Origin of the sequence: Fretibacterium fastidiosum, from assembly GCF_000210715.1 — a bacterium.
GTDB lineage: Bacteria > Synergistota > Synergistia > Synergistales > Aminobacteriaceae > Fretibacterium > Fretibacterium fastidiosum.
Window position 1 is genome coordinate 2,391,664 of sequence record NC_021038.1, and the last position, 20,735, is coordinate 2,412,398.

14 protein-coding genes are annotated in these 20,735 nt (G+C 64.9%); 13 read left to right on the forward strand and 1 reads right to left on the reverse strand.

What is annotated here, in order from left to right:
• The 3 genes from SY1_RS10775 to SY1_RS10785 form a co-directional block, all read left to right on the forward strand.
• Positions 1–355, forward strand: a 355-nt coding sequence (locus tag SY1_RS10775; protein WP_208873787.1) for a hypothetical protein, incomplete at its 5' end; no start/stop codon positions are given.
• The gene (gene gmd / locus SY1_RS10780) at positions 356–1,447 is read left to right on the forward strand and encodes a GDP-mannose 4,6-dehydratase (protein WP_015557032.1); all 1,092 of its coding nucleotides are present in this window, start codon (positions 356–358) and stop codon (positions 1,445–1,447) included. It abuts the gene before it with no gap.
• On the forward strand, positions 1,447–2,385 hold the full coding sequence (locus tag SY1_RS10785; RefSeq protein ID WP_015557033.1) for a GDP-L-fucose synthase family protein: 939 nt from the start codon (positions 1,447–1,449) through the stop codon (positions 2,383–2,385). Before gmd ends, SY1_RS10785 begins: the two co-directional genes overlap by 1 nt.
• Before the next feature lie 90 nt (positions 2,386–2,475).
• On the opposite strand, the gene SY1_RS10790 is transcribed toward SY1_RS10785, so the two are convergent.
• Entirely contained in the window at positions 2,476–7,797 is a 5,322-nt protein-coding gene (locus tag SY1_RS10790; protein ID WP_208873788.1) for an alpha-2-macroglobulin family protein, read from the reverse strand.
• 294 nt (positions 7,798–8,091) lie between these two features.
• Between SY1_RS10790 and rapZ the strand changes: the two genes are divergently transcribed.
• From rapZ to SY1_RS10840, 10 genes are all read left to right on the forward strand, one after another.
• Positions 8,092–8,979, forward strand: a complete 888-nt coding sequence (gene rapZ / locus SY1_RS10795; protein ID WP_243440675.1) for an RNase adapter RapZ — start codon at positions 8,092–8,094, stop codon at positions 8,977–8,979.
• Positions 8,976–10,079: a gluconeogenesis factor YvcK family protein gene (locus SY1_RS10800; protein WP_015557035.1), complete on the forward strand. Its 1,104-nt coding sequence runs from the start codon at positions 8,976–8,978 to the stop codon at positions 10,077–10,079. The genes rapZ and SY1_RS10800 overlap by 4 nt, the downstream gene beginning before the upstream one ends.
• A 13-nt stretch (positions 10,080–10,092) precedes the next feature.
• A complete protein-coding gene (gene whiA, locus SY1_RS10805; RefSeq protein ID WP_243440733.1) occupies positions 10,093–11,034 on the forward strand; it encodes a DNA-binding protein WhiA in 942 nt (313 codons plus the stop codon).
• Between the two features lie 8 nt (positions 11,035–11,042).
• Positions 11,043–12,227, forward strand: coding sequence for a phosphoglycerate kinase (locus SY1_RS10810; RefSeq protein WP_208873790.1), 1,185 nt, complete (start codon positions 11,043–11,045; stop codon positions 12,225–12,227).
• A gap of 35 nt (positions 12,228–12,262) precedes the next feature.
• Positions 12,263–13,042, forward strand: a complete 780-nt coding sequence (gene tpiA / locus SY1_RS10815) for a triose-phosphate isomerase (protein ID WP_015557037.1) — start codon at positions 12,263–12,265, stop codon at positions 13,040–13,042.
• Positions 13,043–13,085: 43 nt separating this feature from the next.
• Positions 13,086–15,056, forward strand: a complete 1,971-nt coding sequence (locus SY1_RS10820; protein WP_015557038.1) for a hypothetical protein — start codon at positions 13,086–13,088, stop codon at positions 15,054–15,056.
• Positions 15,057–15,179: 123 nt separating this feature from the next.
• A complete protein-coding gene (locus SY1_RS10825) occupies positions 15,180–17,786 on the forward strand; it encodes an adenosylcobalamin-dependent ribonucleoside-diphosphate reductase (protein WP_243440676.1) in 2,607 nt (868 codons plus the stop codon).
• Between the two features lie 130 nt (positions 17,787–17,916).
• On the forward strand, positions 17,917–18,978 hold the full coding sequence (locus SY1_RS10830; protein WP_279369753.1) for an NAD(P)H-dependent flavin oxidoreductase: 1,062 nt from the start codon (positions 17,917–17,919) through the stop codon (positions 18,976–18,978).
• A gap of 77 nt (positions 18,979–19,055) precedes the next feature.
• Positions 19,056–19,829, forward strand: a complete 774-nt coding sequence (locus SY1_RS10835) for an oxygen-binding di-iron domain-containing protein (RefSeq protein ID WP_015557040.1) — start codon at positions 19,056–19,058, stop codon at positions 19,827–19,829.
• A gap of 18 nt (positions 19,830–19,847) precedes the next feature.
• Positions 19,848–20,693: a methyl-accepting chemotaxis protein gene (locus SY1_RS10840; RefSeq protein WP_015557041.1), complete on the forward strand. Its 846-nt coding sequence runs from the start codon at positions 19,848–19,850 to the stop codon at positions 20,691–20,693.
• Positions 20,694–20,735 lie beyond the last annotated feature (42 nt).

Sequence of the window (20,735 nt, forward strand, 5' to 3'; positions counted from 1 at the left end):
TAAAAAAATGGGGATGCGAATCGTCAATAGTCTGGAAGGACATTTTTTTCATTATCCGGCTGGGGGGGCCCGTCTAAACCTCGCCAATATGGCGGCCTCCAAGTGGTACAACTTTCACCTGTTGTTTGAGTGCATCTACGACGACGTACACAGTCCAAAACTGCTGTGGCTGAAGGTGAAATTCAAGCTGTTCATGCTCGCGGCGGCTCTGAAGCTCCTGTTCCGGGCGCGGAGTCTCGATCTCTTCTCGTTGTTGCGCGGAATCGGCTCCGCCCGTGCGGCGTTGCGCGAGTTCCACGCAACACGAAGCATCAAAACCCTGATTCGCCGTATCGACGGCGCGGAGGAAGATTAGATGAAAACAGCTCTGATCACGGGCATCACCGGGCAGGACGGCGCCTATCTGGCTTCGTTTCTTCTGAAGAAGGGCTATAGCGTCCACGGCATCAAACGGCGCAGCTCGATCTTCAACACCGCCCGCATCGACGGGCTGTACAGGGACCTGCACGAGGAGGACCCTCACTTCTTCCTGCACTACGGGGATCTGACGGACGCCTCAAACCTGATCCGCATCATCCAGCAGGTCCAGCCGGACGAGATCTACAACCTGGCCGCTCAGAGCCACGTGAAGGTCTCGTTTGAGACGCCGGAGTACACGGCGGACTCGGACGGCATCGGAACGCTTCGCCTGTTGGAGGCCATACGCATCCTGGGCATGGAAAAGCGCACGCGGTTTTATCAGGCCTCCACCAGCGAGCTCTTCGGCAAGGTGCAGGAGACGCCCCAGAGGGAGACGACGCCCTTCTACCCGCGCAGTCCCTACGCGGCCGCAAAACTTTATGCCTACTGGATCACGGTGAACTACCGCGAGTCCTACGGCCTGTTCGCCTCAAACGGCATCCTGTTCAACCACGAGTCGGAACTGCGCGGCGAGACGTTCGTGACGCGCAAGATCACGCGCGCGGCCGCCCGCATCGCCCTGGGGCTCCAGGACAAAACGTGGCTGGGAAACCTGGACGCGAAGCGGGACTGGGGGCACGCCGAGGACTACGTCGAGGCCATGTGGCGCATCCTGCAGCACGACCGGCCGGACAACTTCGTCATCGCGACGGGGGAGACCCATTCGGTGAGGGAGTTCGCCACGCTGGCCTTCAAGGAGGCGGGGATGGAGATCGAGTGGCGGGGAAGCGGACTTGACGAGGTGGGCGTCGATGCCGGAACTGGCCGCGTCCTCGTCGAGGTGGACCCGCGCTACTTCCGCCCCACGGAGGTGGACCTGCTTCTGGGGGACCCCTCCAAGGCGGAGCGGGAGTTGGGCTGGAAGCGCAAGGTGTCGTTTTCGGACCTGGTGCGGCGCATGGTCCGCTATGACCTGGACCTCTTCAAGAAGGACATCCTGATCCGGGATGCGGGCTACGAGGTGCGCAGCGCCCTGGAGGAGCTGTGATGGACCGGAACGCCCGCATCTACGTCGCAGGCCACGGGGGACTGGTGGGCTCCGCCCTTGTCCGGCGCCTGACGTCTGCGGGATTTCGCAACCTCCTGCTCCGCTCGCACGGAGAGCTGGACCTGCTGTCGCAGCAAACGGTGCAGGACTTCTTTGAAGGCGAGAGGCCGGAGTACGTCTTCATGGCCGCGGCAAGGGTCGGCGGAATCCATGCGAACGCCGTCTACCCGGCGGACTTCATCTCCGAGAACCTCATGATGGAGACGAACGTCATCCGCGAGAGCTGGCGCACGGGGGTGAAAAAGCTCCTCTTTCTGGGAAGCTCCTGCATCTACCCCAAATTCGCGCCGCAGCCTATCCCGGAGGACGCCCTCCTGAGCGGGCCCCTCGAGCCGACCAACGACTGCTACGCCCTGGCCAAGATCGCGGGCATCCGGATGTGTCAGGCGTACAACCAGCAGTACGGGACGAACTTCATCTCCGTCATGCCCACGAACCTCTACGGGCCGGGGGACAACTTCGGCCTGGAGAACTCTCACGTCCTGCCGGCCATGATCCGCAAGGTCCACGAGGCGAAGGCGAAGGGTGCGGAATCGGTGACCCTGTGGGGGACGGGAACGCCGCGGCGGGAATTTCTCCACGTCGATGACCTGGCCGACGCCTGCCTCTTTCTCATGGAGCGCCACGACGGTTCGCGCATCGTGAACGTCGGGACGGGGGAGGACTTGACGATCTGCGAGCTGGCGGAGAAGGTGTGCGCCGTCGTCGGGTATGCAGGGCGGGTCTTGTGGGACGAGAGCAGGCCGGACGGAACCCCTCGTAAACTGCTGGACATCACCTTCCTCAGAGGGATGGGATGGCGCCACACCATCGACCTGGACGAGGGCATACGCCGGACGTACCAGGCCTTCCTCAAGGGCGGCGTGCGGGACGTTTGACAGGTCGAGTGGCCCGTATCCGGAGCAAAGAGGGGCGGACATCTTGAAGGTGTCCGCCCCCGTTTTACCTCCGATTGACCTCGTCCGCGCTTATTTGACGGTCAGGTCGGACTGCCCCCGCCCCGTGAAGTGCACGGCCGGATCGTACATGCCGGTCGCTGAGATCGGCGGAATGACGAAAGTCCCGCGGGTGACGGCCCGTACCTTGAAGCTGTAGGTTCGCTCCCGCTCGAGGCGATCGAAGAAGAGCAGGAGGCGATCGTCCCGGACGTCTCCGACGACGCCGTAGGACCCGGCGACATCGTCCAGGCCCGGATCCAGCCGCGGATTCTCCAGCTCAAGGCCTGCTGGGAGCAGGCAGGAAACCGCCAGGCCGCTGACGGGCAAAGAGGGCTTCAGGGTGAGGACCGCCTGCATTCGCGTGCCCTGAGGGATGGGCTGCGCGAGGTCCAGAGCCCCGCCCTTCTCGTCGTACCACGCGCACTCGACGTCTATCCCGCGCTTCTCGGCCTTGGGCTGGGACCTGGGCGTCCCCATGAGGTTCCAGGTGTAGTACCCCCTGCCCGTGCCCTGCACGTTCAAGGTGACGCGGGCGGGAAGTTCGGACGTCGCGATGGAGGAAGCGCTGCCGCTCCTGTAGGTCAGCAGGTCCTTCGTCCCGTCGGTCAGGGTCCCCTGAAGGTTCGCCTTCTCGGTGCCGACCTTCAGGTTGTAGCGCGCAAGCGCCATCAGGGCCGCTGCGTTGTCCTGGGTGCTGTACCAGCGATTTTCCTGTCCCCACTTCACAAGGGACGCCGCCAGCGCCACGGCCTCGGTGGCCTGTGGCTCGACCTCCATCCAGAGCGAGAGGAGCTGCGCCGTGTTTCGGACGTCGGATTCGAGCGTCCGCCAGCGCGCCGCCTGGGGGAGCTTCGAGTCGACGGGAGCCAGCTCCCGAAGTGCGTCGCCCCGTCCGTCGATCACGGCCTGAGCGCCAGCCAGCCAGATTCGGCCCGACGGCCACATGTTCTCCCGGTTCTCGCGCAGGTACTCGATCCAGCCCAGCGGCTTCTCTCCGTTTCGCGCAAGCACGTAGGCCGCATACGCCTTCGCCGTGAAGTCGTCTGTCTCCGCCGTGGGATAGTCCTCGGCAGGCATGGAGGCGAGGAACTGGTGCAGCCAGTTCATGGCCCCCGCCAGCATGTCCTTCGGGCAGTCCACCCCCGCCTGCTGCGCCTCCACCAGGAAGTGCGCCGCGTAGACGCTTCCCCATGCGTAGGGGTGTCCCGTTCCGGGCCACGTCTCAAAGGAACCGTCGTAGAGCTGCATCGACTGCAGCTTCGCCATGGCGGTCTCCACCCGATCGCGTACCAGCTGATCGTTGACCAGCAGCGGGTCCAGCGCCGACACGGCGTCCGGCAGCACCAGGAAGGGCCAGGACGCGGAAAGCGTCTGTTCCAGACAGCCGTAGGGGTAGTTCAGCAGGTAGGGCACCGCCCGCGTCAGGTCCACCATGGGCGTGTCCGCGAGGGACAGCGTTCCCGTGACCTTTCCGGCGAAGTCCTCCGTCGGGATGTCGATGGGGGTCGTCCCGGACTCAAAGACTCCGGAGCCCGATCGGGACACGACGGGCCAGGGGGAACGGATGGGCAGGGTGATCGTCTGCCGGTACTCCTTTTGTCCGCCTCCCTCGGTCCATGAGGTCACGACGTCCCAGCTTGCGACCCCAGGCTCCAGTGCGCTGACCTCAGTCTCCCACCGGGCCTGGGCGCCGGGCTCGACGCGAAGGGTCTTCTGGCTCTCCGCGACCTTCAGGCCGCCCTCCGCGGAGATGGAGAGCGTGACGTCCCGCACCTCGGTGGAGGCGTTGAAGACCGACAGGGGCGCGACGAAGACGTCTCCCGGCGCGGCAAAGCGCGGAAGGTTCACCTCGGTGACGACGCTGCGGGCGATCTGCACCGGCTGTTCGGCCATCCCGAAGCGATTCTGTGAGGCGACGACGGCGAAGAGACGGCCGCGTCCGCTGAACTCGGGCACGTCGAGGTCCGCCTTCACCCGTCCCTCCGCGTCGGCGGAGAGCAGACCCTGGAAGAGCGAGAGGATATTGAAGCGCTGCACGTTCGCCCCCGCTCCCGCAAGGGCCGCCATCGCCGCGCCGCCGGCGGGGTGCAGCGTCTCCGTCGCGCGGGACTCCACCGGGATCAGGAGGTCGTAGAGGTCGTATCCCTCGGAATTGAGCTTCTTAAGCCCCCAGAAGTGCTCCAACAGGTCCGGCGTCTTGTACCGGGTCAGGCCGAGGACGGCGTCGTCCACCAGCGCCAGCGCCACATCGCCCTGAACCGGCTTGCCCTCCGCGTCCTTGAGCGTCAGGCTGACCGGCAGGGTCGAGGCTGGCTCCACCCTGTCCGCCGCTTCCATGGTCACGTCCAGTTTGTACGGCGTCAGGTCCGCCTTGAGGCGCGCGACGCCGACGGCGCGGTGCGTCCCCCAGGCGGAGGCGTCCTCCTCGCTGACGGGCCGGACGAGCCATGCCGTGATCCAGCCGTTGGGGACCATGTCCTGCGTGACGGGGACCTCGACCGTGACATCGGGACCGTCCACCCTGCGGACCTGGCGGGAGATCGGGCGAGCCCCTTCGACGCTGAACAGCAAAAGGCCCTCGAAGGGGGCGGTGAGCGTCACCTTTGCCGTGTCGCCGACCCTGTAGAACTCCCGGTCCATGGAGACGCCCACTCGGTCCAGGATGGGGGAGCCACCGCGATCGGCGTACCTCGCGTCGCTGGCGTAGAAGCGCATCGCAGCCCGCGCGTTGTCGTTGGCGTCGGTCACGCGCACCAGATAGGTCCCCCACTCCCCGGGACGGAAGGAAACGGAACCAAGGCCGTCCTTCAGCGTCACCGACTTTTCATCGACGAGGGACAGCTCCTCAGAGCTCTGCCAGCGGCGGTAGCCATCCACCTCCACCATGTTGTAGTTCCACCTGACGCGGTAGAGCGAGGCGGTGAGGGAGCCGGGGTCCGTGGGTTCTTCCTGGGGATCGATGGCGGCGATCCGGAAGGTGAGGTCGCGGTTCACCGCCATCTGCTCCTCCGTTGCCGCAATGCCCAAAAGCCAGGGGGCGGGGAAGTAGGGGAGGGTGATGGAGTCGCTGACCCACCTTCCGCCATCCTCCATAACCTCCGTCCGCAGGGTCACGGCGATGGTGGAGGCTGCCTCCCAGTTGGCGTCGAGGGTCAGCGTCGAGCTGGCCCGCCCCGAGGCGTCGAGCTGCCCCTCGTCCATGTCGTTTCGTGCGCCCTCAAACTTCCTTGAGCTGTCGCCGAAGGTGTAGCCCTTCCATCGATCCTGCGTCGGCGTGAAGGGGGAGTCCTTGGCGCTCCAGAACGTCTTGTAGCGCAGTCCCGCCCCGTCGGCGCCGAAGAGCCAGCGCGCGGTGATGGCGGCCTGGAAGTCGTCCCCGTGGGTGAGCGTTTTCGAGTCCGTGCTCATCTTCACTTCGATGCGCGGCGGCGCGAAGTCCTCCACGTGGAAGTTCATGGACGCCATGGGGCTCTCCTCGCGTCCGGGGACGGATATCGCAGCCGACCAGAGCCCCGTCAGCGCGTTTGAGGGAAGTTTCAGCGTAAAGAGCGCGCTGCCCATGTCGCTCAGCGTCACCGTCTGCTGTTCCGTGCGGCGCCCAAGGGGGTCGCGCACCGTGAAGAGGACCGGGAACGGGGCGGGCGTGGAGAGGTCCGCGCCGCGGACGACGGCCTTGAAGGGGACCTCCTCCCCCGTGCGGTAGATGTCACGCGGCGCGAAGAGAATGGCGTCATACCCCTCACGGAGCCATGGGCGCCCCGCCGTGTCGAACGTCTCCTGCGAGAGCAGGCTCCGCGTGAGCTGCACGTAGGTCAGGTCCCTGCCGCTTGAGATGACGGCAAGGCGCGGTTGCTCCCCCGCGTCCGTGCCCCAGGGCTCCTGACGGTCGAAGGAGAAGATGCCCTCCGCGTCCGTCTTGCCCTGGGCGATCACCTGGTTGGCTCCGGAGTAGATGCGGACCTCCGCGTCGGCCACGGGCTGCGTGCCCGAAAGGGTGTTGACCCAGAGCATCAGCCCGTCCTCCCAAACGCGGGCGACGGCTCCGAGGTCGCTGAGGCTGAGCATCTGGTCCTCCTCGTCCCAGTACTCCGCATCCGGATCGCGCACGGAGAGCAGGAACAGCCCGCGGTCGCCGCTGGCAAGCTCGTCCACGGCCAGGCTGCGCCGCACGCGCTCGTTCAGGGGCAGGTCGAGCTTGAACTCGCGGCTGTACGTCCGCCGCGCCAGGTCCTTCGAGAAGCTGTTGTAGTCCCCGCGGATAACGTAGGGGATGTTGTTCTCATAGAGGCGCCACAGGTTCACCTGAAGCTTTTTGACGTTCACCAGCTCCAGGGGGATGAGGCCTCCGCCCATGGCGGTGAGGTAGGTCCCCGACGTGGGGATGGAGATGCTGGGCTCCAGGTCCGGCATGATGACGGCCTGCTTGAAGTCCTCCTTCAGGGCAAGCCCGCCCTCCTTGGAGGGCAGCCCCCGGCGCAGCGTCACGACGAAGCGGCTGCGCGGCTTGAAGTCCCCGCGAATCTGAAGGGCGTTCCCGCTCCAGTTGGAGTCCAGACGAAAGTCCACGGGTGGCTCGACGGCGACGAAGTCCCGGACGCTTTCCGGGTCGATGGGGAAGTTGAAGGACGCCTGAATCGCGCCCTCATCCCCACGGACCCCCTCGACGGTCAATTTGGGTTCGAGGACCACCCGGGACGTGAAGTTCTGCGCAAGGCCCAGGTCCCCCTCGCCGGAGGTCAGGCCTGCCGCGATGCGGACGGTCAGCGTCTGACGGGAGAGGCTTTGCCCCAACGGCACGCGGACCTGAACCGATCGGTTGGGAGCAGTTCCCTGGAGGGTGAAGGGGACCTTCTGCCCCTGCTCGTTCACGATCTGGAGAAAGCCCTGAAGGACCGCCGGCGCCACGGGCATGTTGAACGCGATGACGAGGCGCGCGTCGTCGCGCCCCATTATGGCCTTGACCGCGGTCGGCGTCAGAGCGTCCGTCTGGAAGGAGAAGGACCCGGCGGGGATATGCCTGCCCTTTCGGTCCGTCAGGCCCTCCCGAAGGCGCGCCGTGTAGGACGTCCCCATGCGGAGCGGCGCCAGGAGGCGCGCGGTGAAGGTGGTCTCGTTCTGCCACTTTCCCTCGGCCTGTATCGCCGGCGTCACCTCGAAGGGGAACTCCTCGACCCCCATCGCCCTGCCCACGTCCTTCTTCGCGGCGACGGCGTTCTTGAAGACCAGACGGAAGGAGACGTTGTCCGAAACCCTCCCCGTCGGGGCAAAGCTCTGCACCCCGGCCGGAAGGGCAGCCCGGCCCGGCGCCGCCCCAAGGCAGAGGCAGAGCGCCGCAAGGATCGTTGGAAACAACCACTTTTGGAATCGCATGACAGTCCTCCTTGAAAAGATTTTTTAGATGCGACAACTGAAAACAAAAAGGGCGCTGCAACGCCTCTATTATAGCGTTCGAGGGGGTTACGCCATGGGTGGTTTTTCCAGCCCCTGCAGGCCTCGCTCGAAAGGGGCCGAACGCCCCTCCCGCTCAGGGGGTTCTAGTGTAGAATAAACGGGGAGACAGGAACGGGCAGGGCGTCACCCGCCGCGGGGGAAAGCGGCGGCTGCCGCCCCTCGACCTGCAACCGCTGCAACGGAGGTGAGGACGACGTGGACGCACAGCGCAAGGGCATCAGGCAGTTCATTATCGTGACGGGCATGTCCGGAGCGGGGAAGACCATGACGATGAAGGTCCTGGAGGACTTTGGGTTCATCACGATAGACGGCCTCCCGACCGAGCTTTTACCCCAGCTCTTTCAGCTCTTCGCCCATCGGCCCTCCGCCGTCGAACGGGGGGTCGCCGTGACCCTCGACGTCCGCAACGTGGAGAACGCGGCGGACTTCACCAGGGTCGTAGACGACCTCAACGCGGTCGGGACGAGGGTGCGCATCCTCTTCCTGACGGCCTCCGACGAGGAGCTCCTGAGGCGCTACGAGAGGACCCGGCGCATCCATCCCCTGGGCAAGCACCTGTCCACCAGCGACGGCATAGCGCGGGAGCACGAATTTCTGGCCCCCGTCCTCGAACGGGCGGACATCGTGATCGACACGTCACGGATGGACCTCCCCCAACACAGGGAACGGCTGCTCCTGGAGTTCTTGAACGAGGCGGAGGAGGAGGTGTCCCTGCTCTTCAGCTCCTTCGGCTTCAAGCACGGCATCCCCCAGGACGCGGACTTTGTCCTGGACGCGCGCTGCCTCCCCAACCCCTACTACGTCCCGGAGCTCAGGCCCCTCACGGGGTCCGACCGCGCGGTCCGGGACTACCTGCGCTCCTTTCCCGAGACGAACGAGTTTCTGGAGCGCACCGGGAGCTTCCTGGACTTCGTCATCCCGCAGTACCTGAACGCGGTGCGGGGGCAGCTGCACATCGCCGTGGGCTGCACGGGAGGGCGCCACCGCTCCGTCGCCGTGACGGAGTGGCTTTACGAACGCTATGCGCAGACCTCGAGAGGCGTCAGCCTCCTCCACCGGGACCGGGGGCAGGGGACGATATGATGCTCGACTGGGCCCTGGGGTTTGCCCTGGGCATCTTCACGACCCTCTTCCTCATCGTGGCCTTCGACGTGCGGCTCTTCAGTTGGAGGGCGCGGGACGAGGACCCGTTTCGAGGCGCCATCGCCCGCAGGCTGGCGACGGGCCCCTCCGTGGTCGCCGTCGGCGGGGGGACGGGACTCTCCACCCTCCTGAAGGGCCTCAAGGCCTTCACGAGGAACATCACGGCGGTGGTGGCGGTGACGGATGAGGGGGGGAGCTCCGGACGGCTCCGCACCGAGTGGGGCGTGCTCCCGCCGGGCGACGTCCGCAACTGCATGGTGGCCCTGGCGGAGAACGACAACGCGCTGAAGCGCATCCTGGACTTCCGCTTCGACCGCGGCGACCTGGCCGGGCACAGCCTCGGCAACCTGCTCCTGCTGGCGGTCACCGAGATGTGCGGGGATTTTCGCGTGGCGGTGGAGCAGATGAACCACCTTCTGGCCATACGGGGGAAGGTGCTTCCCGTGACGACGGAGGACATCACCCTGGTGGGCCGCACAAGGGACGGAACGCGGGTGAGGGGAGAGCTTGAGGTCTCGGAGCGCGGGCGGGACCTGCAGGAGATATGGCTGGAGCCCCAGAACGCGAGCCCGCTGCCCGACGTCATGAGCGCCGTCGACGGCGCGGACGTCATCCTCCTGGGACCGGGCAGCCTCTTCACCAGCGTGATCCCCAACCTGCTGCTACCGGAGTTCGCACGGAAGCTCCGGGAGGCCCCCGCCCCCAAGGTCTACATCTGCAACCTGATGACGCAGCCCGAGGAGACGGAGGGGATGAGCGTCCTGCAGCACCTCGAATGGGTGGCTGCGGCCCTGGGCACGGTCCCGGAGTGCGTCATCGTCAACAGTGACCCCTTTCCCGACGACGTCCTCTCCGCGTATCACGAGAGGGGAGCGGACCCGCTCTACCTGGACCACCACCAACGCGAGAGGATACGCAGGATGGGCTGCATCTGCATCGAGGCACCCACCGCCCTCATCATGGACGCGCAGCTGGTGCGGCACGACCCGCAGAAGCTGGCTGCCATCGTCTTCCGCATCTGCCGCCACATGGAGGAGTAGCGCCGTGCACTCCATGATCGAGGAGCTGTGGGACGAGTGGAGCGCCTGCCCCGGCGATGAGGCGCCCCTCGTGGAGGCGGAGTGCGGGGGGCTCTTGTCGGGGCTCCTCACGGCGCGGGGCGACCGGCTCGTCCTGGGGACCGCCCGGCTGTGGCTGGCCCGCCGCCTCCTGAAGCTGTGGCGGCGGACGTCCTGGTTCGACGCGGGGTGGAACATCGCGGACTCCGTGACCCTGCCCGCGGAGAGCGGAGGGCGGGTCCGGATACGGATCCCGGTCGAGTTTCGCGGGGAGCTCCTGGCCCTGGCCGCCGGGCTCGCCGACGACGGGCTTCCCCTCTCGCCCCTGCACTGGGCCTGGCTGCGGGGCCTGTGGGGGAGCTGCGGCGGGCTCTACCTCCCGCGGGCGGGGTACTACCTCGTCCTGCGCGTTGCCCCGGACCCCGTCGCGGAGGCACTGCGGACGCTGCTCCGAAGGACGGACCTGCCCTGGCGGGAAAGGCCCTTTCGCGGCGCGCGGGAGATGCTCCTGCGTAACCAGGAGGGCATCGTCACGTTCCTGTGCAACCTGGGGCTGTCCGCCGTCTCGCTGCAGCTGGAGAACAAGGCGATCATACGCTCCATGCGGAATCAGGCCAACCGGGAGCGCAACTGCGACACGGTGAACATCGAAAGACACCTGCGCGTGGCGGCGGAACAGATGCAGCTGGCGCTTGCGGTGTCCGACGCCGGACTGCTGCCCGGCCTGCCGCCCCTCATGCGCCGGATCGTCGAGGTGCGCCTCGCCAACCCGGAGGCATCGCTCTCGGAGCTGGGGGAAAAATTATCCCCCCCAGTTACAAAAAGTACTGTAAAATATCACTGGAACCGTCTGCACGATTACGTGACCTCTCTGCCGTCCCGGACGTGGGGTTCTCCGGGGGATGGCGGCACAAAGACTTCATCGATAGGGAGCTGATGTTCGCGATGAGACTGAAGACGTTTGACCAGGGGGACGTCCGGGGCAAGAAGGTTTTGATGCGGGTGGACTTCAACGTCCCCTTCAAGGACGGGAAGGTGACGGACGACGCGAGGATCCGCGCCCATGCCGGCACCCTGAAGAAGCTCATGGACGCCGGTGCGAAGGTTGCCCTCGTGTCCCACTTCGGACGCCCCAAAGGACAGGTGAACCCCGCGTTCTCTCTCGCGCAGATCGTCCCCGACGTGGAGAAGGCCTATGGGCTGAAGGTGCGGTTCGTGGACGACTGTGTGGGGCCCAGGGTCGAGGCCGCCATGAGGGACCTCGGTGAGGGCGAGGTGGTCCTGCTGGAGAACTCCCGCTTCCACCCGGAGGAGGAGAAGGACGACCCCGCCTTCGCGGAGCTGATGGCGAAGCCCTTCGACGTGTTCGTGATGGATGCGTTCAGCGCCGCCCACCGCGCGAACGCCTCGACGGCCGGCGTCATCCCGCACCTCAAGTCCTTCGCGGGGGACCTCCTGGTGCGCGAGGGCGAGATGCTGGGCGCCGTCAGCGAAAACCCGGCGAAGCCCTACGCGCTCATCCTGGGCGGTGCCAAGGTCTCCGACAAGATCGCCGTGGTCGGCAACCTGTTGGACAAGGCCACGGTCATCCTGATCGGCGGCGGCATGGCCTACACGTTCCTCAAGGCGGAAGGGAAGGAGATCGGAAGGTCCCTCTGCGAGGAGGACCGGCTGGACTTCGCGCGCGAGACGCTGAAGAAAGCGAGGGCCATGGGCGTGAAGGTGCTTCTGCCGGTGGACAGCGTCGTCGCCTCCGGGCTGGACGCGACGGAGACGAGGACGGTCGCCAGCGACGCCATGCCCGCCGACATGATGGGGCTCGACATCGGGCCCAGGACGATCGCGGAGTTTTCCGCTGCCCTTAGGGGCGCGCGGTCCGTCCTGTGGAACGGCCCCATGGGGGTCTTTGAGAACGCGCTCTTCGCCGAGGGGACCAGGGCGATCTGCCAGGCCGTCGCAGACTGCACGGCCTCTGGCGCGGTCACGGTCATCGGGGGCGGGGACACCGCTTCGGCCGTCCGCCAGTTCGGCTTTGCCGAGAGGGTTTCCCACGTCTCGACGGGGGGCGGCGCAAGCCTCGAGTACTGCGAGGGCAAAAAACTTCCGGGCATGGCCCCCTTCGAGCTTTAGGATATTCTTTACACTTTTGCAGGGGAGGACGAACGATGAAGAAAATTTACCTCTACGGCAACTGGAAGATGAACATGACGAGGGCGGAGACGGAGGCCTTCTTCAAGGCCTTTACGGACGCCTCCGCGCCCTGGGCTTCAAGGCTGGGAAGGGAGCTCGAGGTTGCCGTCTTTCCGCCGTTCACCTCCATCTGGGCGGCCCGCGAGGCGGCGGCGCACTTGAAGACCCCGCCCATCATCGGCGCTCAGAACGTCTACTTTGAACCGCAGGGGGCCTTTACGGGCGAGGTCTCCGTCCCCATGCTGGAGGAGGCAGGGGCGACCCACGTCATCCTCGGCCACAGCGAGCGGCGCCACATCCTGGGGGAGGGTGACGACCTGATCGCCAAAAAGGTGAAGGCCTGTCTGGACGCGGGCTTGACCCCGGTGCTCTGCTACGGCGAGACCCTGGAGGAGCGCGAGGGCGGGGAGGCGTTCTCCGTCATGGAGCGCCAGCTTCGGTCCGCCCTGACCGGGCTCTCCGCGGAGGAGTGCGGGAGGATCGTCTTCGCCTACGAGCCCGTCTGGGCCATCGGCACCGGAAGGTCCGCAACCTCGGCCCAGGCCCAGGAGGTCTGCGCGTGGAGCCGCAAGCTCGTTCGGGAGATCGCCCAAAAGGGAGAGCTCGGCTGCGTCGTGCTCTACGGAGGGAGCGTCAAGGGCGCCAACGCCAAAGAGCTCCTCTCCATGGAGGACATCGACGGCGCGCTGGTCGGCGGTGCCTCCCTGAAGCCGGAGACGTTTCTGGATATCTACGGCGCGTACGCAAAGGGGTAATATCAGGGTTTCAGAAAGAATTTCAGTGAGGAGGAAAGTTTTTATGTCAAACCTGAAGAAGACGCTTTTCAAGGCTGCGCTCGTCCTCTGCCTGTCGTTGGGGCTCGCCTCATCGTCCTGGGCCGCTCAGCCCTTCGAGGCGCTGAGTGCGAGGCCGGAGAAGTCCGCCTACGCGGTGCTGAACCTGCAGGACGTGGGCTGGCTCGTGCGCTGGGCGCTCTCCCCGGAGAACCTGAAGGTCCTGGCTCCCCTCGGAGGGGAAGTGGACGAGGCTTCCATCAACGTCTTTGCCGATGTCCTGAAGAAGGTCCCGGCGAAGGGGCTCGCCGTCCTCGTGGGGACGGACGATCCGAAGGCCAAAGCCGGTTCCATTCAGGTTGCGGTGGCCTTTCCTCCGGAGCTTCAGCCTCAGCTGGACCTCGTCGCAAGCGGCAAGGCGTCGCCCGACGACCTGTCGCTGCTCCTCCTGGGGAGCAAGTCTGAAGGGTCCCCCCTGGGCGGGGTCTTTTCACAGATCGAGGCGATGGATGGCATGGTCAAGGTCAACGACGCGGTGTTCCTCGGCGCGAAGGACAACCTGCTCCTGGCCGCCTTCACCCCGGAGGACCTGAAGGACGCCCTGGCGGCTCTCGGCGACAGCGGCAAGAGGCTATCGATGAAGCGCCGCTTTGAGGCAGGGAACTTCGCCTTCCTCCACCTGGACCCCGACCTGGCGGACGCCATCGGCAAGGCCAGGGCCTCCGAAGAGGGCGACGTGACCTGGACGGAGGAGGACTCGAAGGCGCTGCGGGAGACCTTCCGCGCGCCACTGGACCTCGAGGTGGCCTTTGAGGGCTTTAAGGACCGCTTCCTCGTCTCCATGGGAGCCAACGTCGAGGAGGCCATGGCGAAGGATTACCTTGCGAATTGGGAGGGCGTCGGCCCCGTGTCGGGCGGGCGCATCCTCCCGCTGGGTGAGGGCAGCCCGCTGATCGCCGGCGGCGGCTATCTGTCGTCTCAAGCGCTGGATTCAAACCCCCGCCTGAAGGCGCTGTGGGGCAGCGCCGTCGAGGCGTTCAAAAGGATAGGCGTCACCGAGCCTGAGGCGAGGGGCCTCATGAACGGGGATTTCTCCCTGTCGGTGGGAGGAAACATCTCACTGAAGGGTCTCATTGGAATGGAGACGAAGCTTCCGGGCATCTTCATGACCCTGACCCGGAGCAACGGGGCGGCTGCGGCCTTCCTCAAAAAGCTGGAGGCCAGCGAAGTGGCGCCCGTGAACCCGGTGAAGGCGGATGGCTGGGACCAGATGCTTCAGGCCGACGCCACCAGCAGCCCGCTCCCGTTCTTCATGGGCCTCAAGGGCGAGGCGTTGACGCTGGGGCTTTGCGACCCCGCATCCTTCGCCAGGGCGTCCGCCCCCGGGGCGGCTCTTTCGGAGCTCCTGAAGAAGGATTCGATGAGCACGTTCTTCATCGACTTCGAGGGGATTCGCGCCTTCCTGGCGGACGAGAAGAACGGCATCGCCGCGGCGCTCTCCCTGTACGACCCGAACCTGGCAAAGCGTTTCAGGGACGCACTGGACGTACAGCTCTCCATCCCCTCCATCTCGCTGTGGGCACCAACCGTTGACACGAGCTTTTTGGAGTTCAGGCTCGCGGACGTCGATCCGGCGAAGGGCCTGTGGGCCAAGGCGGTGGAGCTCTATCGCTCGAGCCAAGGGCTCTCCCCGCTGGAGCAGCTGTCGATGGCGCGTCAGGTCGCGGATCAGGCGTTTCAGGAGCCCAACGCCGACACGAACGCCGCGGAGGCCCTGAAGCAGAGGCTTGAGGACGCCGCCGTCGTGCAGCAGGGGAACAAAATCTACGTCGGTACGCTGGCCGGCGACTCGCGAGAGGAGCTGCAGCAGGCCGCCGAAGGGCAGGGGCTCCTGGGATCGCCCAGCCTGGAGATCCTCCCCGATGACAAACCCTATGCGGGGCAGGAGGCCGTCTGGATCGCGCTTGATATCCCGCAGGGAAGCACCAAAAAATAAATCGGCCCCGATTGACGAAACAGACTCGGATACGCACGACGGCATCCTCCGGTCCCCCTGATCGGGGGATGCCGTTTTGACGAAGGCCCGAAGGTCTCTAAAAGCCGGGGCCATGTCCTTTGGTTGAAGAAGGGGAGTTGTGTTTTGGAGCAGTTCATCAAGGAGCATTTTGACGGCCGCATCGCCGCGGAGTGTCTGGAGACGCCCTCCGTGCCCCGCCTCTCCGAGAACGCCATGTGGCTCTTGGCTCAACGCTATTTCGTCGAGCGCTACGACGCGTTGGCGAAGGGGCTCCGCAAAGAGGCCAGCTTCGAGGAGTTTGCGCGCCGCATCTCGCGGACCATCGCAAGCGCGGAGACGCAATACCTGGACGCCGCGGCTCCGGAATCCCTGGAATGGCTCAGGACGCTTGAGAAGAACATCGCAAACGACATCCTGTCGCGCAGGTTCCTCTTCAACTCCCCCTGCCTTTTCAGCTCGGCCGCCGGCCTGACCGTAAAGCCCGAATTCGCTGAGCTCGTCTACAAACCGGCGGATCAGATGTCTTTTGAGGACTACGACCGCCTGTTCAAGGCCCGGACCAGGAACCAACAGCTGTTCGCCTGTTTTGTCATCAACATCCCGGACAGCATCGAGGGCATCTTTGAGTCCGTCAAGGACGCCAGCGTCATCAGCAAGTTCGGCGGTGGCGTCGGCAGCAACTTCGGCCACCTCAGGGAGCATGGCGCCGTTATCGGCTCCGGGACCGGCGGACAGGCCTCCGGACCCGTCTCCTTTATGGAGACCTGGAACACCATGGGAGCCGTCGTCGTCCAGGGCGGAAAGCGCCGCGCGGCCCTGATGGGAATGCTCTTTGACGATCACCCCGACATCTATCAGTTCGTGGACTGCAAGACGGAGGACGGCAAGCTCTCCTACTTCAACATCTCCGTAGCGATCTCCGACAAGCTGATGCGCGCCGCCGAGGAGGACGGGACCTTTGACCTGCACTCCCGCACGGACGGCAGCGTCGTCAGGACCGTTCGTGCGCGCGAGCTGATGGACCACATCTCCGAGAGCGCCTGGAAGCGGGGGGATCCCGGCGTCTTCTTCATCGACCGGGCGCGTCAGGACAACCTGCTGAAGATGGACCCGGACTGGGAGATCGAGTCCACGAACCCCTGCGGGGAGCAGCCGCTGCCGAACTACACCAGCTGCAACCTGGGGTCCATCAACGTGGAGCCCTTCGTCCAGGACGGCGAATTCGACTGGCGCGCCTTCGCGGATCAGGTGTTCCGGTCCATGTACTACCTGGACCTCGTCATCGACGCCTGCAGCTATCCGCTGCCGAGGATAGGGGAGAGGACCCGAAAGATCCGCCCGGTGGGCCTGGGCATCATGGGGCTGGCCGACGCCTCGATCCTGCAGGGGATCGTCTACGGCGGAAGGGAGTTCGACGACTACTGTCGGAACCTGAGCGGCGTTCTGGCGCGCTCCGCCCTGACCGCCACCGTCCAGATGGTCTCCGACGTCGGCAAGGACCCCTTCCCGGAACGGGGCCTGGTGAAGGACCTGTTCGACGCCTTTCGTGAGGAGATCGAAGGGGAGGGGCGGCTCTTCGGCGACGGCACGCTCTTCAGCGATGCGTGGTTCGAGCGCCTCTCCAGGGACGAGTACCGCGAGCTCCTCTCACACATGCGCGGCTCAGACCTCGTCCCCCTGACGTTGATCAACACGCTTGAGGAACTGCTGAACCCCATCGAGCCCCTCTCCTTCGACGACGTCAAGGCCGTCCTGAAGGGGCTGGTCCGTGGCGAGATGCGCAATAGCCGCCGCCTCTCCATCGCGCCGACGGGGTCGATCTCCATGATCCTGGACGCGAGCTCCGGGATCGAGCCCAACTTCGCCTGGTCGTGGAATCGCCGCATCGCAAAGGTCGATGGATCGGGCACCGAGGACCGCGACTTCTGGCACAAACTCCTGACGGCCGAGCAGCGCGAGGAGTATCGATCGACGGGGAAGCTGTCCAACCCGGCCTTTGTCACGGCCTACGACATCTCCACACAGCAGCACGTGAACGTCACGGGCATCTTTGCTCACGTCGTCGACAGCGGCATCAGCAAGACGGTGAACCTGCCCAACGCGGCCCAGGTGGAGGACGTGAGGCGCGTCTATCGGGACTGCTACGCCATGGGCTGCAAGGGGATCACCATCTACCGCGACGGCTCCCGCTCCTATCAGCCCATCGAGATCAAGACGGCGGAGGACGGCGCGCCTCCCCAAAAGGTGAAGGAGCGTCCGGGCCTGGTTGTCTTCGGCAAGACGATCAAGGAGAGCACGCCGTGGGGCAGCATTTACATCACGTTGAACTTCGACGGCAGCGCGCCCTTTGAGATCTTCATCAACGTGGGCAAGAGTGGGTCCGAGCTGAAGGCCATGACGGAAGCGCTTTCACGCGTCATCTCGATCGGCCTGCGATCCGGATGCCGCCTTGAGGACTTCATCGACACCTTGAGGGGGCTGTCTGGAAAGGAGTATTGGATGTTCGGCTTCGACGAGGAACACGTGGCCCGGTCCATCCCGGACGCCATCGCGCTGCTTCTGGAGAAGCTGATCGAGCGGAGCGAGCCCGCAACGGGTGGCCGGGCGTCCCGCGAGGGGGGGGCGGTCTGCCCCGAGTGCGGAGCACCCATGGAGATGATCTCCGGCTGCGCCTATTGCTTCAGCTGCGGCTACAGCCCATGCAAATGACGGAATCGTCCGTACGGCGACCGGATCGGCGAGGGCTTTGTGCTATACTGATCGGGCGCCTTGGCGGCCAGGTATCTCGTACTTTATTCGCAGAGGAGTGTTTTTTCAGGTGCATACCGATGTGCCCGTTTTGAAAATAGGAAAGTATCGACCGCGCTACCCGCTCATTCAGGGCGGGATGGGCGTTGGCATCTCCGGCGCGGGCCTTGCGGGCAGCGTTGCAAAGTGTGGTGCCGTGGGCACGATCGCAAGCGTCGGGCTGTGCCACAACTCCCCCCTTTTCAGCGTCGCAAAACACAATTACTTTGAGGCGAACGCGATCGTCATCAAGGAGACGCTGGCCAGGGCTAGAGAGCTGGCGGGCGCGGACGGCGTGCTGGCGGTAAACTGCATGGTCGCTCTGACCGACTACGACACGCAGGTGCGCGCAGCGGCCGAAGGAGGGGCGAACATCATCATCTCCGGCGCAGGCCTGCCCCTCCGCCTGCCGGATTACACGAAGGATTTTCCGGACGTTGCCCTCGTCCCCATCGTCAGTTCCGCCAAGGCCGCAAGCCTGATCGTGCGGCACTGGGAGAAGAAGTACGGCAGGACCCCAGACGCCTTCGTCGTGGAAGAGCCCGCCACGGCGGGGGGGCACCTCGGCGCCACGACCATGGAGCAGGTCTACGACCCAGTGCTTTCCCTTGGGGTCGCCGTGCCGGAGGTGGTCAAGTACGTCGCGGAGGAGATGCGCTCCGACGTTCCCGTCATCGCTGCCGGCGGCATCTGGGACCGCTCTGACCTGGAGCGGGTCTTCGCGCTGGGGGCGAAGGGCGTCCAGATGGGGACGCGCTTCGCCTGCACCGAGGAGGGGGACGCCTCGCCAAGGTTCAAACAGGCCTACATTGACGCGACGGCCGACGACGTCGTCCTGATCCACAGCCCCGCGGGGCTTCCGGGGCGCGCCATCAAAAACCCGTTCGTGGCCGGCTACCTTGAAGGACACGTGGAGAGCAAGCCCTGCATGGCCAACTGTCTGACACACTGCCGCTACCGCAAGACGCGGGAGACCTTCTGCATCGCGGCGGCTTTGGTGGACGCCTTCAACGGCGATTGGGAAAACGGGCTCTTCTTCTGCGGCAGCAACGTGACGAAAGTCCATAAACTGGAGAAGGTTCGCGACATTATCTCCGAGCTCTTCCTGGACTGACCGATACCCGATCGGAGGCAGGGGCAGGGGAAGGCCGCATCAAGTAATGGCTGTGCCGAGGATGGAGGCAGATTAAAATGCAGCAGCTGGAGTCGTTCCCTCTTTTCGAGCAAAAGGATCACCGCTTCATCATGCTGGGTTGGGAGGAGAAGGAGGACGGCATGGCCGTCCAGACCAACCAGTACGTCATAACCTCCGGAAGGGAAATCGTGCTTCTCGATCCGGGCGGAGCTCATGTGTTTCCCCGGGTTCTGGCGAACGTCGCCGAACTCGTGGACCTCAAGGCCATCAGCCACATCTTTTATTCCCATCAGGACCCCGACGTCTCATCGGGCATCACCTTGTGGCTCTCCATGGCGGAGAGGGCCATGGTGCACATCTCGGAGCTGTGGGTGCGCTTCCTTCCGCACTTCGGGATATACGACGGGCGGCGCATCGTCTCCATTCCCGATGGAGGAAAGTCCCTGACCCTGTCGGGAGGGGCGCGGCTGGTGATGGTCCCCTCGCATTTTCTCCATTCCACGGGGTGTTTTTCGCTTTACGACTCGCTTTCAAAGATACTCTTTACGGGGGATATCGGCGCGGCGCTCTTCCCCGAGGGGAAACGCTATCCCATCGTGACGGACTTCGAGGCCCACCTGCCGCTCATGGAGGGCTTCCACAAGCGCTACATGGCCTCCAACGCGGCGTGCCGCAGCTGGGTGCGTCGCGTGTCCACCCTGGACGTCGAAACGATCGCTCCCCAGCACGGAGCCGTAATCCAGGGCCGGGAGAACGTCAAAAAATTCCTCTCCTGGTTCGAAGGACTTCGGTGCGGGACGGACATCATCGACCAGATTTACGGACGCTGAGGTGAAAGGAGGCCTTCCATGACGGAACAAAAGAGCCTGGAACTGATCCACGTTCTCTCGGGGGCGTATTTCGCGGGCGTCCAGATGGACTCCTTCATGTCCCAGCTGGACGAGGTGCTCGTTTCACGGGTCCGCAAGGTGGAGGAACGGGTTCAGGACACCTCGAACCAGTTTACCAGCCTCTATGGCGTTTTGCAGGCTTTGAGAGAGGACTTCGCGTCCGGGAGCCGGGATGCGAAACAGGGCGTCGAGGCCATCAACACGATCAATGCGAACCTGATGGAGGAGATGGCGAAGTCGGGCACCAGCCTGGAGGGCATGAGCGAGACCGTTTCCAACACGCTGAACGCGACCATCAAGACCCTGGAACTGTTCCTCGAGATCGGCAAGATCTCCCACAACATTCAGCGCATCGCGAGGCAGACGCACCTTCTGGCTCTCAACGCCTCCATCGAAGCGGCCCGGGCAGGGGAGCACGGCCGGGGATTTGCGGTCGTGGCCCATAACGTTCAGGAGCTGGCCGCAGAGACCAGGACGGCGTCCGAGTCCATCGACGCCAAGGTCAGCGAGATATCCGGGGCTGTCCAGGGAACGATGGAAAACATGCGCAGCATCAATGAGCTGTTCGAGACCATTCAGCGGACGTTGTCCTCGTTCTCGGACTGCCTCTCCAACAACAAGACGACGATGGAGTCCATGGAGACGATGATCGAGGACGCCGGAGAGAAACTGAACCGGACATCCGCCGAGATGGAAGGAGCGATTGAAACCATGCACGAAGCGTCGAACAAGGTCGGCGCCATGGCCTCCACGATCTCCGCCATCGTCCAGGCACAGCAGAACCTGAAAAAGATACGGCTGTGAGTTCTGGGTCTCCTCAATTTTTTGTAACATAAGATACATTAT

What these genes read in the sequence shown, in the direction of transcription:
- SY1_RS10835 (WP_015557040.1), top strand. Translation starts at nt 19,056, where the DNA reads ATGCAGCAGCTGGAGTCGTTCCCTCTTTTCGAGCAAAAGGATCACCGC.
- SY1_RS10785 (WP_015557033.1), top strand. Translation starts at nt 1,447, where the DNA reads ATGGACCGGAACGCCCGCATCTACGTCGCAGGCCACGGGGGACTGGTG.
- SY1_RS10840 (WP_015557041.1), top strand. Translation starts at nt 19,848, where the DNA reads ATGACGGAACAAAAGAGCCTGGAACTGATCCACGTTCTCTCGGGGGCG.
- SY1_RS10800 (WP_015557035.1), top strand. Translation starts at nt 8,976, where the DNA reads ATGATGCTCGACTGGGCCCTGGGGTTTGCCCTGGGCATCTTCACGACC.
- tpiA (WP_015557037.1), top strand. Translation starts at nt 12,263, where the DNA reads ATGAAGAAAATTTACCTCTACGGCAACTGGAAGATGAACATGACGAGG.
- SY1_RS10810 (WP_208873790.1), top strand. Translation starts at nt 11,043, where the DNA reads ATGAGACTGAAGACGTTTGACCAGGGGGACGTCCGGGGCAAGAAGGTT.
- SY1_RS10820 (WP_015557038.1), top strand. Translation starts at nt 13,086, where the DNA reads ATGTCAAACCTGAAGAAGACGCTTTTCAAGGCTGCGCTCGTCCTCTGC.
- gmd (WP_015557032.1), top strand. Translation starts at nt 356, where the DNA reads ATGAAAACAGCTCTGATCACGGGCATCACCGGGCAGGACGGCGCCTAT.
- whiA (WP_243440733.1), top strand. Translation starts at nt 10,093, where the DNA reads ATGATCGAGGAGCTGTGGGACGAGTGGAGCGCCTGCCCCGGCGATGAG.